The following is a 13,402-nucleotide window of genomic DNA, read 5'->3' as shown; positions in this document are numbered from 1 at the left end:
GGCAAACCACCCAATGAAGCGCACAGAGAAAAGCTCTAGACTAAGTGTCTCGCTAAAAACGTCAGGCTACAGGTGGCTGCGTGCCGACGATAGAAACACGCTCGCCATAACGAGAATAGGGGAAGTAGTCCCAAACCGCATGGTGCTGAGTGCAGCGATTGTCCCAAAAGGTCAGTGTGTTTGGTTCCCAACTAACGCGGCAGTGGAGCTTCGGCTCAGTCCTGAGCAAATTATGGCACATTTCGAGAAGAACCCGGCTTTCGAAGCCTTTCAGTCCGACAATATGCGTCGTGTAACCTTCGTTTACGTAAAGCACCTTGCGCCTCGTAACGGGGTGAGTTGCAACCACCGGGTGCTCGTGTTTTGGGTACCCATCACTCGGCGGGCCATCCCCATCATAAGGCTTGCCGCCATTGTGGACGGCTGTCTTGTCCGCCAGAAAAGCCTTCATTGAGGGAGACAGCATCTCATACGCCATGCACATATTGGCGAACAGCGTATCGCCGCCGCCGCATTCTGGAATTTTCGTCATATAGAGCGCGGATGCCAATGGCGGAACTTCGTCACAGGTCACGTCGGAATGCCAAGCTTCGCCGGCCGTATAGATGTTCTGATCCGTCGTTTGCACTTTGAAAATTTCTGTGTCGTGATCTGGCCGGTTTTGGTTGACCAGGTGGACATGAAGCTTGCCAAAGCAGCGACCGAAGGCCTTGTGCGCCTCTCGGTCCAACGACTGGTCACGAAAGACGAGAACCATCCAATCCAGCCACGCGGCTTTGATGTCCTCGATCAATTCATCATTGAGGTCGGCAAGATCGACACCTCGGATCTCCGCTCCGATGTGAGGGCTGATCGGTTCAACGGAGAAGCTACGATAGTTGCGACGCTTTTGCCGTTCGATTGGTACGTGTTTTGACAGACTGCTCTGTTCCACTGGCTACGTCTCCCATTTAAACATGACCACATCGTCAATCACGCGCTCAACCAGGTCAATTGTGCGCCTCGAAAATCTGTCGATGATCGACTAAACTTCCGGGCCGCTTGACTCAAAATAGCTTTAGTGTTGATAGTAGCAAACCACGTTAGTGAGATTTGAAAGGGACTACCATGCCCGAACTTGAAACCAAATCTAACCCCGACGCCAAGTCCAAAATTTTGTCGATGGTTAAGGACCTTGACCCGAAGTCCCGCCAAGAGATAGTGGAAGCGCTGAAACGCGAAGGCGTTCTGGATGCTGCTGCACTGGGCGCCGCATGCGGTCCGGCCTCTCATAATTTCTAATCGCTCCCGCGTGGACGGAAATGCTCTCAGGAGTTTCTGCCACGGCGAGGTCTTTTCTAACATTGTCGGGACGAAGGTTGCTTCGTCGCCAGGCTGCGCCTTGGCAAAAATTCGGGAAATGTATGGGAAAGAGCCCGCCGCGAATGGCAATGACAATCCGGGGATTGTGCTCATTCGAAACTGCCTTGCGGCGGCGGTGGCGCCAGAGAATGATCAGTTAAACGCATTCCTGATCACTGCGCCACATACACATTGGGACCGTGATAAGCCGGTCGTCATTAGCAGATCCGAACACGGTTATGCTGTCGGTCCGCAGCCCATCGACGTCAATAAATATTACACACCGGTCTCATTCGTCTTTGAGGCGGACGGACCGGTGCCCTATGAATGGGCGGACGACTCGATCAGGTTTCAACCAAATGACCTGAATAGGACGACCGCAATCCTCAACAATGTCGGGATGCAGGAGGGAGTTGCAGAATTGCCATTTGGGCTTTCGTTGCGCTTCTTGTTTAAAAACCTGTTTGCACCACCTTCAGAAGCGACGATTGAGTATACTGAGGACGAGTCTGTATCAGAATTGGCGCAGGTTTACGAACTTAAAGCATTTCAAAAGACGAGAACAGAGCGGGACTATGCACAAGTGGGGTGGCATCCTTATGCACCCGCTGCGGGGCTGAAAACCGGTGCCGAGACAGAGTTGTTCGAGACAATTATTCAATTGTCGGAACACCTTAGCGACCAGGAAAAATCGCAATTGGCTCATCAGATCGAAAGCCTTCAAGGCAGCGACGAACGGGGCTGAGATTGCCGGCGGGCGGCATCGTCAGTGGGACTGGCAATTTTTTGACCTGCATGGCACCCCGCCCTGGCTTCGATTGATGTGCAAAACTATTCCGAAATTTCAAAACGTCGCCTGAGATCGTTCAACTTGCGTGACAATCTATCCCATTTGGTGGACCACTTTCAGAGGCGCTGGCCTCGAACCACGATCATTCAAGGAGCCAAAAGCGGACGCGATTTTCTTCACTATGAAAGCGCGTTTGAGAATTCAACGGGGTCGAGCGTAGCGAGATTTATCGCGTGAATTCGAGCGACCGCCCGCCCCTGGGCGGGGCGCTTCGCGCCTGTTAAAAGATGCGAGCATGCCAAAGGCAGCGCAGTCGTAGCCCCTGTCGGACACTCATTCCTTCATATCGAACGCTCACTTCGTCCCGCACTTCCGACATTTAACACTATGGATGATAGTGTTAAATCTGAGAGCCGTTGATCGGCAATAGTTTTAAAGCAAAATTAGTGATCGCCTGCACCAAGGTTGCGCGAGACTGAACATTTCGGGTGATCTGTTAGACATTTTAACTTCACCCACTGATTGAATCCCATGGGCGTTTATGGCCATGGCGCCGGTCTTCGGGCGGAAATCTTAGACAGAACTAAGGGCTCAAAGCAGCCGTTCGCTGCGTTCTGTCTTAGTGACCGCTTAGCAGACAATCGAGCCCAAAAAAGGCCGCCTCACCGTTGTGAGGCGGTAGTTCTTCATCAGGCGAAGGCGAAGCATGATACGTACTGCATCAGGGCTTCATCATCCTCTTTTGATGTTGGGAAACGGCTCCAGGGTTTGAACCAATCCTGTACTTCAAGTTCAGCCGTTTCCGGTTCCAGCCAGCTGTTCAGCTCACCTACAATCCTGACAGCAGGTCCACCTGTCGTGAGCAGGATCCTGTAGTGTTCCGGGTCTGCAGGTGCGTCTCCAACTCTGTACCAGGGTGGCCTGACTTCGACGCTCAGAGCGTCTTCGTAGATGCGTTCTGAGGCTGACCCGTCATGGTCGTCAATCAGGGCGTCTGTCAGTTCGTGGATCGATGTCAGGGCGGCATCGAATGTTTCCTTCAAGCTTTCGTCATTCATTCTGACTCCTTTCAGGGGGCTGTTCCAATGCCCCTGACAGGTGTCCGAAAAAACCACTCGGCTCGGCAGAGCGGTCTGGACATCAGCAATAGGTCAGCCCGTCTCCGACGAGGCCGTCGATCACAGGACCGGCAAATCTCGCTTCAACGGCATATCGTCCTGCGAAGGTGAGTGCGCTGTATGGGAGGTGTTCAGCCACCCATTCCTTTGCGCGTTCACTTTTCGCATCGAACAATATGACGCTGCCGTGATTGCCGATCTCGAAATCTGGTTCGTTCATTTCGGTTACTCCTTTCGTTTGTCCGAAGGGTGTCCGAAAAAGGCGCAGCAGCGCTGCGCCCTCAGTGTTCACGCGGCATCTTCGTAGTAGCTGAGCATCAGGCGTCCTCCTTCAAGGTCCGCACCTCTGCTGTAGGCTTCATCGAGATCGACGCTGGCGACCCGGCTCTCAGGTGAACCGCTGCCGCCGACGAGTGCCCAGGCTTTGCCGCCCAGGTAGCCGTAGTCGTTCCACAGCATGCGTAGGACGCAGCTTTCGCGATCTGCGACGTGGTTCGACAGCTCGTGCAGGAAGATCATCTCATCCCGCACGCCACCTGCCTCTTCAGGCAGGTACCAGGCATTCTTCCAGACTTCGACGTCTTCCCAATCCTCCATGTATTCCGGAGCTGGGCTTTGTGGGTTGCAGAGCCAGACTGGCAACTGTACCCACGGGTCGTCGTTGTAGTACCCTTCGTGAATGATCTCAGAGCTGGGCACGACGACCCAACGCCCGTCAGGCGCACGCACAGCGTCCGCTTCAGGCCAAAAGTCGATCCATTGCAGGAACCGCGCTTCATCGTGAACACTGAATGGGTCCGTCATCCAGATGGACCCTTGGTCGAGTAAGAACATTGGATGTTTCTCCCTTGTTTCTCGTTCCCTAGGGGGTCCGAAAAAGAAACCGCAGCGAACCGCGGTTCCCCGGTCATCTTGGTCTGTTTCCTCGATGTGAATCATCACGTCCGTTCGGTCGCCCGTGTGGCCTGCCACCATGCGTTTCTGGCTGGGGCGGCTGACGATCATGTTTCTGTCGCTGCACGCCGTTGGTCGGATTGATCTCAATCACGTCACCATTAGCTCGTTGCACTCGTACATGCGCGTCAGTCCGCTGCAGCAATTCTGCATAGTCAGGCTCACGGGATCGGAACAGGGCTCGAATGAGTTTGAACATGTCGGTTATTCCTCTTTGATTTCCGTTGGGTGTCCGAAAAACGCTGAAATTTCCGAGTTAAGTGGACCCTCGGCCTATGCGGTGAATCGGGTCTGTGAGAGTCTGTCCTCAGTGCAACTTGAGGAGGCTGATGTGGCTAAGGGGGAATTCGCGCGCGACGGTGGCAGCTCGTCCACGTTTCGGCAGCTGAAGCAAGAAGCCAAGGCTGCTGTCAGGGGCGTCTTGTACGGCGACGACACGGCGTCTGTGTCCGATGATATCGCTGAACGCGCTGGCACTGCTGCAATGTACTTCGAGCGTGGCCTGCGGGAGATGCGCGAACTGGAAGCCCTCGCATCGAACCATGGCTCTGAGAGCGACGAAGACGTCGATGCGCCCACATCAGAAGATGACAGCGCAGATGAGGTAGACCTCGATGAGCCGCGGACACGGTGAACTCCAGCGCAGGCTCCTTGCTGCTCTTGAGGCAGCAGGACGCCCGATGGCGACGAACGAGTTGATCGCCGTCGTCGCAGATCTCGATCCCATCGTGTCCTGGGATGGGGCGATTAGCCATAGCGCGCCGGCATCCGTTGCCAGGAGCGTTCGCAAGGCGCTCCATCGGCTGCGAAAGGATGGCACGCTGACCTACCGCGTCAGCCCACCGAACAGGCTCTGGACGCGGGCTGCACGTTTCGTTTGTCAAAACAGAATGGAGGCAAGATCGACATGAGTGACTTCAAAAACCTGGGTGGCAAGACAGGGTCCCTGCGCGGCAGCAGCCTGACTGAGCCGCGCAACCAGCACATGTCACTGCAGTGCGACCCGGAAGACGACCCCGTCAAGGCAACCATTACCACGGTGATCAGCCATACCTACGAAGGCCCTGGCATCAGTGAAGAAGACCTGCGCGCCGTCATGGCGGAAGAACCGCCTCGCCCGCGTCGCAAGCGGAAGGAAAAGAAATGAAGCCGTTCTCAAGCCCCGGTGGGATGAGCGGTAGCCTCAGGAACCATCGCAGCGCAGGCCGTTCGCCCTGGCGGACAGGCGGACAGGAGCCCTACCCGACCGATCCGACCGGGAAGCCGCTCAGACCTGACCAAATCCCGGATACGGAGCTGCGATCGATCGTGAAAAGCAACTCACCGACTGGTGAGGCTCCAATTGATCCGCGGGCGATGAAGACAGCCGCTCAGGGTATCGCCACGACGCAAGGTACCGTTTCCGGGCCTGCTGGCACGAAAGGACCGCTCGATGCAAAATAGCAAGTTCACGCGAAGCGGTGGCTCATCAGGCTCGCTCAAGAGCGCCAAGGGCCGCCTGAAACCCGAGGAACGCGGCACTATGCCCAACAAGGTGCAAACGACCGCCACAGCGGCCTCTGCGGCCGGTCCTGAGGGCGCAGGGATGGTTCCTCCCATGGATCGCCCTGTCATGCCACTACAGGAGCCTCCTGTGCCGCCGATGATGGCGCGGGATGCACCGACGAGGATGTTTATGGGGCCGCCTCGGGTCGTATCGCCGATGCAGCGCGCGCAGCCCAGCCGCAGCCCAGGGATCATTGAAAACGTGATCCAGCAACCGAGGAAGTTCTGAGGCAGGGTCTCAGTCCAAAAAACACCTATGACTGTAGAGGGTGCGCAACGCTGCGGGTGGCCAGGATGCGGCGCGTCTGGACTGCCAGCGTAGTTGAATGAAAGTCTACGACACGTGATCTTCTGAGCCAGCCCATTGCCCCCTGAGGGTGCTGACAGATTTCATCCAGACATCCGGATCGACGCCGACGAGCGCGGCGACGTAGACACTGTCGTGCGACACCAGGAACCTGCGCGCCCTGTCTCTTTCGAGGGTCTGAACAGACGCCTTCGATTGGGCATCGGCGGCCGCTTGTTTCAGCACTGCGATCCAGAGGCGCGTTTCACCGTCTGCGATCATTTCCCTAACTGCTCCTTGATCGCTAGCAACGCATCGCTAGCGATCATTTCGTTGCGGACCAGTTCTCTGAGTTTTTTCAGATCCGCATTCGACCACCCGCATTTGGTGCGTAGCCGGTCGCAGACCCTTCCCATCTCGGTGCCGGCATTGCCCGGGGTCAGATGTTCGAAGACGGCTATTGCGGTAGATCGCAGGACGGTTGCAGGTATGGACAGGTGCTGGAGCGTTTCTGAACCGGCATTAGCAATTTGTATCATGGTTTCAGGTCGAACGTGCGGGTGCAGATTTGCGATGGTTTCCTTAAGATTTTCTCGCGGTTGGGGTTTCGGGCTGTGCATGGCTGGCTCCACTTAAGAAAAGTATTTTGCTGCCAAATTCGCTGCACATACCTACTTGCGGTCCCTCCCGAATCTCCTTAAACGCCTGTCTTACTGACCGCGGAGAGGTGCCGGAGTGGTCGAACGGGGCGGTCTCGAAAACCGTTGTGGGTGCAAGCCCACCCAGGGTTCGAATCCCTGTCTCTCCGCCATACTCCCCACAAGTATTGTTTGAGCCGACTTAGGAGGTTGGTGCATCGGCGTGTTGTGGCTTTTGTCGCGTTAACATTCGCCTGTACGCGGTTGAAAGAAGACAAAATCATTGCCTGAAAAACATGAGAGTGTTTCTTTCTAAACAGCCCGACGTCAATCACCGGATCGGTCTTTTTCAAGAAAGCCAACACCCAGGACCAACGTAGCGGCACATTCTTGCCGCTGTTGCACAGTCGGATCAGCGTGCTGTGGCCCAAGATCCGAATTTGCAAAGAAATCCAGAGATTTCCCCCTTTGCCCGAGGATAGATTTGACCCATCTCGACCGAGTAGAATTGAAGGAGACACTCATGTCGCGCACTTTAATTATCGGAATCGCCATCGCCGCCATTGGCGCAGGCGCCTATTACATCCTGAACCAACCCGAGCCGACACCGGCAGAACAGTTGCAATCGGCCGCCGAGGATGCAGCCGACGCGGCCAGCGAAGCTGCATCCGCCGTGCAGGATGCCGCCAGCGAAGCGCTGCAAAACGCAACGGAGCAGGCCAGTGAAGCCGCCTCATCCATCTCGGATCAGGCGGCAGAGCTTGCCGAGCAGGCCGGACAGACCGCAACAGACCTGGCCGATCAGGCCGGCGAGCAGGTCGCATCGCTGAGCAGCGAAGGCCAAGAGTTGCTTTCGTCCTGGATCGAAGAAGGCGCATTGACCCTGCAGAACTTTGACTATGACAAGATGGTTGCAGCGGTTCAGGAAAGCACTCTGACTCAAGACGTCAAGACACAGACGATCAAGATTCTGGATGAAATCAAGGCTTCGCCGGAAACGATTGCTTTGAAAATTCAGGAACTGCAGCAGCTGTTCACGCAGCAATAAATCTGATGGGGTCGGTTTCCGGACCGGCCCCCGTCTTGCATTATCCAACAATGCACTTGTTCCCATTTTCCCAAGGCCCTCTGCGGAGAATGAGCGCTGGAAAAATCAAATTTCAGAAAGGCTTATCTCGGGAAATTTTGCCGTCAACCTACTGGGGCCGCGAAAAAAGAGTGACGAAACGGTGATTATCGCGCCATAGTATTTTCAAGCCGCGGCGTCCTTCGAACGACCGGGCACCAATGATGCCGGACATACCGGACGTGGGAGGTGATTTTGGACAACGCGCAGTTGCTGGTCAGCGGGTTGGCAAACGGATGTGTCTACGGTCTGATCGCGCTTGGCTTTGTGCTGATCTACAAAGCAACGGAGGCCGTGAATTTCGCACAGGGCGATTTCATGATGCTTGGGGCGTTCGTGACCATCGGCCTGACGAATACCGAATATATGGGACTGCCTTTCTGGCTTGCTCTGCCAATTTCCTTCACGGTGATGGGCGCTTTGGGCTATCTGCTCGAGCGTCTGATTATCCGACGCCTGTTTGGTGAAAGTCAGACTGCCGTTGTAATCCTGACAATTGCTCTGGGCTTTGTCATCCGGTTCGCCGCCGGTTTGATCTGGGGGCACGAGCCGCAAACTCTGCAAAACCCGTTGGCGGGCAAAGAGGTCCGGTTCGGCGGACTGGTTCTGGGGATGGAAGACGTGGCCGTCATTGGCGTCACTTTTGTTCTGACCTGGGGTCTTTATGCGTTTTTCAACAGAACAAAGCTCGGGCTGGCGATGCAGGGGGCTTCGCAGAACCAACTGGCGGCCTATTACATGGGCATCCCGGTGCGGCGCGTTCAGGGCTTTGTATGGGCACTGGCAGGTGTTGTCGCAGCTATTGCGGGTGTTCTGTTCGCCGCCAAGGGGTCGGTCGACCCGACAACAGGATTGCTTGGCATCAAGGCCTTCGCGGCTGCGGTTATCGGCGGCTTCGGAAGCTTGCCCGGCGCTTTGGCGGGTGGGTTGATTGTTGGGGTCATCGAACCGTTTGCAAGCCGTTACATCGCGGCGGGTTACAGCCAGATCGCCCCTTACGCCTTGCTTCTGGCCGTGCTGGTTTTCCGACCCAACGGATTGTTCAGCCAAGTACGTATCAAGAAGGTCTGATCATGCGTGTTGTTTTCAAAACAAGTTACTTGCAGGACATCAGACCGTGGAAGGACGGGTACCAGTTGGGAATGTATCTGGCCTTGCTTGCCATCGCCGCCGCCGCACCCTGGTGGCTGGACGATTTCTATCTTGGTGAACTGACAAACGTTCTGATCTGGGCGGTCGCAGGACTGGGATTGATGCTGCTGACCGGCCACACCGGTCAGGTCAGCCTGGGTCACGCTGCCTTTCTGGCCGTTGGATGTTACGCCAATGTCATTCTGATCGAGGCTGGAATTCCCTTTGTGGTCGCGTTTCCGCTGGCCGGGGTTCTGACCGGCATCGCCGGAGTAACTGTTGCCATCCCTGCCCTGCGGTTGCATGGGATTTACCTGGCGATCTTCACGATGGCTTTGTCCATTCTCATGGATGACATAATAGTGCTGGCCGAACCCATTACCGGAGGTGTCTCGGGTAAGTATTTGGGCGGGGTCGAGATTTTCGGGCATCCGGTGGATCGCTGGGCAACGCCGTCCTGGTTCTACTGGCTGGTTCTGTCAATTTCGGTTGTTGTCACATTGGGCTATATCAACCTTCTGCGCTCGCCTTTGGGGCGCAGTTTTATCGCCGTGCGGGATTCCGAGGTATCCGCACAGGCCATGGGCGTGGATATTGCCCGAACCAAAATGATCTCGTTCGCCTTGTCCTGCATGGTCACGGGCTGGGCTGGCGCGCTGATGGGCATGTTTGCCGGCGCATTTAATAACGAGACTTTCAGTGTCCTGATTTCGATTCAGTTGCTGATGATGATCGTGATCGGCGGGCTTGGATCAATCCACGGTGCCTTTCTGGGCGCGATCGTCATTGGTTTCCTGCCGCAATTCCTTTCCATTTTTAAGGAATACGTCGGGGCCTTGATCGGCGGGAACACGGTCGCCATTCCGGGACTGGAGTTTGGTATTTTCGGGATGATCCTGATCGGGTTCATTCTATTTGAACCGATGGGCATTTACGGCCGTTGGCTGAAAATACGCACATGGTTTGAGCTGTTTCCCTTCTACCGAAGAGATATGTTCAAAAGGCAGAAATCCTATCTCAGAACGGAGCGTCTGAGATGAGTTTTCTGAACTTCGAAAACGTCACCCTCAAGTTTGGCGGACTGACGGCCGTAAATGACTTGTCGTTTTCAGTTGAAAAGGGTGAGGTTTTCGCAATCGTTGGTCCGAATGGTGCGGGAAAATCTACCGTTTTCAACCTGATATCCCGGTTTTATGATCCAGTTTCCGGATCCATCAAATTCGACGGACATGATCTGCTGAGGGTTAAACCCTCTAGCGTTGCCGGTTTTGGTGTTGCGCGCACATTCCAAAATATCGAACTGTTCGAGCATGCCACGGTCCTGCAAAACCTGCTGGTCGGGCGGCATCGGCATCGTAAAGCTAATTTGCTTTCTCAGGTTCTGTTCACACCGTCCGCAAAAAGACAGGAGGTTGAAAACCGTGAGAAGGTTGAAGAGATCATTGAATTCCTCGACCTGCAGGCCTTTCGCGACAAGATGATATCGAGCCTGCCCTACGGTGTCCGCAAAGTCGTCGAGGTAGCGCGGGCATTGGCCACCGAACCCGGCCTTTTGATGCTGGACGAACCGGCCTCGGGTCTTTCCGTTGAAGAGACAACTGACATGCGATGGTGGATCGACGATATCAGGCGGCAAATGGGAATCACTGTGCTGATGGTGGAACATGATATGGGGTTGGTGTCCGGCGTGTCAGATCGGGTTCTGGCCATGGCGGATGGTGCCCGGCTGGCCTTGGGAACACCGGCAGAAGTTCAGTCGCATCCGGCCGTTATCGAAGCGTACCTGGGGAAGGCTTCATGAGCGAACCGATCCTGACCATCCGCAATGTAGAAAGCTTCTACGGCCCTATCATGGCTATACGCGGTGTATCTTTGGAGGTACACGAGGGCCAGATCGTTTCCATCCTGGGCGCGAATGGTGCTGGCAAAACGACCCTGATGAAAACGATCTCGGGTGTAATGGACCCGGAAAAGGGGCAGATCAGCTTTGAAGGTTGCGACATTCAGGGGGCCGAACCGCACATCGTCGTTCGGAAAGGAATTGTGCACGTCCCTGAAGGGCGCGAAGTTTTTCCGTTGCTGACAGTGGACGAGAACCTGAGCCTTGGAGCCTATACTTCGACCGACAGAACACGTGTCGAGCAGGACCGGGAACTGGTTTTTTCCTATTTCCCGATCCTGAAAGAAAGGCGGCATCAGGAGGCCGGGACGCTTTCGGGGGGGCAACAGCAAATGCTGGCAATCGGGCGCGGACTGATGGCGAACCCGAAGATCATGCTGTTGGATGAGCCGTCGCTGGGGCTATCACCCATTTTGGTGCAGGAGATTTTTGGCATCCTGAAACGTCTGAACGAAGAACAGAACATGACAATGATGCTGGTTGAACAGAACGCAAACGCAGCGCTGGAACTGGCACATTATGGATACGTGATGGAAGTCGGCCGCATCGTCATGGACGGCCCTTCCGGCGATCTGATGAAATCCGACGATATCAGGAACTTCTATCTGGGCGTGCAAGAGGACGGTGCGCGCGAAAACCGGCGTTGGAAACGCAGAAAGACGTGGAGGTAGGCGATGAATATCAGCCCCCTGCCCCCTCAGACTACGATCAACGGTGTTCAGTACAATGCAATGCCAGGTCAGCGCCCGGTTTGCGTGGATGGCTGCATCACCATCGGTCAGTTGTTCCGAAAACGTTGTTTGGAACTGGGTAGCCGGACGGCACACCGCGAAAAGGATTATGGTATCTGGAAGTCCTACTCGTGGAATGACTACTGGAAACATGCCGAATGGATCGGGCTTGGACTGCGGAAACTTGGCCTGCAACGGGGCGAGGTCGTTTCAATCCTTTCCGAGGACCGCAAAGAATGGGCCTGGTTCGACATGGGCATTCAGGCCGTCGGTGGCATCGCTTCAGGGGTTTATACAACTGACTCGGCCAAGCAGTTGAACTATTTGATAAATGACAGCGGCAGCCGATTTCTGATTGTCGAAAACGAAGAGCATCTGGACAAGTATCTCGAGATACAAGGCGACGTCCCCGGTCTTTTGAAGGTCATCATCCTTGAGGACGAAGGCCTGCACGACCTGGATCATCCACATTGCCTGATGGTCGATGACCTGTATGAGATCGGGAGACAGGCCGCTGCAGAAGAACCGGATCGGTTTTCGGCAGAAATTGCCAAAGCCTCACCTCCGGATACGGCATTGCTGGTCTACACGTCCGGCACCACCGGAATGCCGAAAGGCGCAATGCTGAGTCACGAGAACATTCTGGCCGCCATCGAAGCCGGAGCGCACTCCATGCCGACCATGGCCAGTGACGAACAGCTTTGTTTCCTGCCTCTGTGTCACATTCTGGAACGGGATGTATCGGTATTCTTCCCCCTGGCCGCGAAGTGCACGGTGAACTTCGCGGAAAGCCCGGAGACGGTTTTTGCCAACCTGCAGGAGGTTTCGCCCACAACCTTCACGGCGGTTCCGCGGGTATGGGAGAAGATCTTCTCACACGTTCAGATCATGGCGCAGGAGGCTACGCCGATAGGGCGCGCAGCCTATGGAATGGCCCTGAAGGCCGGCTACCGCCGCGCTGAATACCTGCTTTCCGACAGGCCTGTTCCGATGGGTGTGTCCGCGTCCTTCTGGCTTTGGGACGGGCTGGTGCTGCGAAATCTCAGGCGCATGCTGGGGCTGGATCGAATTCGGCGCGGTGGCACAGGGGCAGCGCCGATTTCGCAAGAGCTGCTGAATTGGTACTGGGCCATCGGCGTGCCGTTGATCGAAGGGTTCGGCATGACGGAAACAGCCGGGCTGGCGTCCATCAACACGCTGACAGACAACAAGATCGGTTCTATCGGCAAGGCTGTCGCGAACAACGACATCCGGATTTCGGACGAAGGTGAAATTCAGATCAAAGGGTTGAACATCTTCCAGGGTTACTGGCGCAACAACGCGAAAACGGCCGAGACATTTACGGCCGACGGTTGGCTTAAAACAGGCGATATGGGCCGCATCGACGAAGATGGCTTTGTGTCCATCACGGGACGCCTGAAAGATATCATCATCACAGCTGGCGGCAAGAACGTCACCCCGGCCGAAATTGAAAGCCGCCTTAAGTTCAGCCACTACATTTCGGACGCGGTCATCATCGGGGATCAGCGCAAGTATCTGACCGCCCTGATCATGATTGACCAGGAAAACGTAGAAAAATACGCGCAAGGCCGGAAAATCCCGTTTTCAAGCTTTGCGTCCCTGTGTGCAGCCCCCGAAATACGGGATCTGATCGGCGCCGAGGTTTCGTCGGTCAACGACGACTTTGCCCGCGTTGAGCAGATCAAGGACTTTCGCCTCATCGACGTTCTGCTAACTGCCGATGATGACGAACTGACCGCCACGATGAAACTCAAACGGAGTTTTGTTGAAAAGAAGTACGCACATCTCATTGAAAATATGTACGAATAGACATGGTGTACC

At 55.4% G+C, this 13,402-nt stretch carries 17 protein-coding genes and 1 tRNA gene; 12 read left to right on the top strand and 6 right to left on the bottom strand.

The window, feature by feature from the left end:
* Positions 1 to 61: 61 nt before the first annotated feature.
* Entirely contained in the window at positions 62 to 934 is an 873-nt protein-coding gene (locus ACR3EQ_RS04550; RefSeq protein ID WP_480489860.1) for a TauD/TfdA dioxygenase family protein, read from the bottom strand.
* 173 nt (positions 935 to 1,107) lie between these two features.
* On the opposite strand from ACR3EQ_RS04550, the gene ACR3EQ_RS04545 reads away from it, so the two are divergent.
* Positions 1,108 to 1,281 (top strand): hypothetical protein, encoded by a 174-nt coding sequence (locus ACR3EQ_RS04545; protein ID WP_480489858.1) that lies wholly within the window; start codon positions 1,108 to 1,110, stop codon positions 1,279 to 1,281.
* 100 nt (positions 1,282 to 1,381) lie between these two features.
* Entirely contained in the window at positions 1,382 to 2,086 is a 705-nt protein-coding gene (locus ACR3EQ_RS04540) for a hypothetical protein (RefSeq protein WP_480489856.1), read from the top strand.
* 734 nt (positions 2,087 to 2,820) lie between these two features.
* Here the strand turns inward: ACR3EQ_RS04540 and ACR3EQ_RS04535 are convergent.
* From ACR3EQ_RS04535 to ACR3EQ_RS04525, 3 genes are all read right to left on the bottom strand, one after another.
* Positions 2,821 to 3,189 (bottom strand): hypothetical protein, encoded by a 369-nt coding sequence (locus ACR3EQ_RS04535; RefSeq protein WP_480489855.1) that lies wholly within the window; start codon positions 3,187 to 3,189, stop codon positions 2,821 to 2,823.
* 82 nt (positions 3,190 to 3,271) lie between these two features.
* Positions 3,272 to 3,469 (bottom strand): hypothetical protein, encoded by a 198-nt coding sequence (locus tag ACR3EQ_RS04530; RefSeq protein WP_170426897.1) that lies wholly within the window; start codon positions 3,467 to 3,469, stop codon positions 3,272 to 3,274.
* A 68-nt stretch (positions 3,470 to 3,537) separates the two neighbouring features.
* Entirely contained in the window at positions 3,538 to 4,083 is a 546-nt protein-coding gene (locus ACR3EQ_RS04525; RefSeq protein WP_480489853.1) for a hypothetical protein, read from the bottom strand.
* Between the two features lie 139 nt (positions 4,084 to 4,222).
* Here ACR3EQ_RS04525 and ACR3EQ_RS04520 point away from each other — a divergent pair, with 139 nt between their 5' ends.
* From ACR3EQ_RS04520 to ACR3EQ_RS04510, 3 genes are all read left to right on the top strand, one after another.
* Entirely contained in the window at positions 4,223 to 4,837 is a 615-nt protein-coding gene (locus tag ACR3EQ_RS04520; RefSeq protein ID WP_480489851.1) for a hypothetical protein, read from the top strand.
* 273 nt (positions 4,838 to 5,110) lie between these two features.
* Positions 5,111 to 5,350, top strand: a complete 240-nt coding sequence (locus ACR3EQ_RS04515) for a hypothetical protein (RefSeq protein ID WP_480489849.1) — start codon at positions 5,111 to 5,113, stop codon at positions 5,348 to 5,350.
* 285 nt (positions 5,351 to 5,635) lie between these two features.
* Positions 5,636 to 5,977: a hypothetical protein gene (locus tag ACR3EQ_RS04510; RefSeq protein ID WP_480489847.1), complete on the top strand. Its 342-nt coding sequence runs from the start codon at positions 5,636 to 5,638 to the stop codon at positions 5,975 to 5,977.
* A 105-nt stretch (positions 5,978 to 6,082) separates the two neighbouring features.
* Here ACR3EQ_RS04510 and ACR3EQ_RS04505 read toward each other — a convergent pair whose 3' ends face one another.
* Together ACR3EQ_RS04505 and ACR3EQ_RS04500 are read right to left on the bottom strand one after the other, a co-directional pair.
* Positions 6,083 to 6,316: a hypothetical protein gene (locus ACR3EQ_RS04505; protein ID WP_480489845.1), complete on the bottom strand. Its 234-nt coding sequence runs from the start codon at positions 6,314 to 6,316 to the stop codon at positions 6,083 to 6,085.
* On the bottom strand, positions 6,313 to 6,654 hold the full coding sequence (locus ACR3EQ_RS04500; RefSeq protein ID WP_480489843.1) for a hypothetical protein: 342 nt from the start codon (positions 6,652 to 6,654) through the stop codon (positions 6,313 to 6,315). The genes ACR3EQ_RS04505 and ACR3EQ_RS04500 overlap by 4 nt, the downstream gene beginning before the upstream one ends.
* Before the next feature lie 101 nt (positions 6,655 to 6,755).
* Between ACR3EQ_RS04500 and ACR3EQ_RS04495 the strand changes: the two genes are divergently transcribed.
* The 7 genes from ACR3EQ_RS04495 to ACR3EQ_RS04465 all read left to right on the top strand — a co-directional run bounded on the left by ACR3EQ_RS04495 (position 6,756) and on the right by ACR3EQ_RS04465 (position 13,390).
* Positions 6,756 to 6,845 (top strand) — tRNA-Ser (locus tag ACR3EQ_RS04495).
* A gap of 350 nt (positions 6,846 to 7,195) precedes the next feature.
* On the top strand, positions 7,196 to 7,720 hold the full coding sequence (locus tag ACR3EQ_RS04490) for a hypothetical protein (RefSeq protein WP_170615052.1): 525 nt from the start codon (positions 7,196 to 7,198) through the stop codon (positions 7,718 to 7,720).
* Positions 7,721 to 7,993: 273 nt separating this feature from the next.
* A complete protein-coding gene (locus ACR3EQ_RS04485) occupies positions 7,994 to 8,869 on the top strand; it encodes a branched-chain amino acid ABC transporter permease (RefSeq protein ID WP_170615053.1) in 876 nt (291 codons plus the stop codon).
* Between the two features lie 2 nt (positions 8,870 to 8,871).
* Entirely contained in the window at positions 8,872 to 9,969 is a 1,098-nt protein-coding gene (locus ACR3EQ_RS04480) for a branched-chain amino acid ABC transporter permease (protein WP_170618990.1), read from the top strand.
* Complete coding sequence (locus tag ACR3EQ_RS04475) at positions 9,966 to 10,730, top strand: ABC transporter ATP-binding protein (protein ID WP_170615055.1); 765 nt, start codon at positions 9,966 to 9,968, stop codon at positions 10,728 to 10,730. Before ACR3EQ_RS04480 ends, ACR3EQ_RS04475 begins: the two co-directional genes overlap by 4 nt.
* On the top strand, positions 10,727 to 11,500 hold the full coding sequence (locus ACR3EQ_RS04470) for an ABC transporter ATP-binding protein (protein ID WP_170615056.1): 774 nt from the start codon (positions 10,727 to 10,729) through the stop codon (positions 11,498 to 11,500). Before ACR3EQ_RS04475 ends, ACR3EQ_RS04470 begins: the two co-directional genes overlap by 4 nt.
* 3 nt (positions 11,501 to 11,503) lie before the next feature.
* Positions 11,504 to 13,390 (top strand): AMP-dependent synthetase/ligase, encoded by a 1,887-nt coding sequence (locus ACR3EQ_RS04465; protein ID WP_170615057.1) that lies wholly within the window; start codon positions 11,504 to 11,506, stop codon positions 13,388 to 13,390.
* The last annotated feature ends 12 nt before the right edge of the window (positions 13,391 to 13,402 follow it).

The sequence above is a fragment of the Ruegeria sp. AN11 genome (assembly GCF_056536005.1).
The sequence above is the reverse complement of the archived record's forward strand: the minus strand, read 5'-3'. Positions and strand labels throughout refer to the sequence as shown.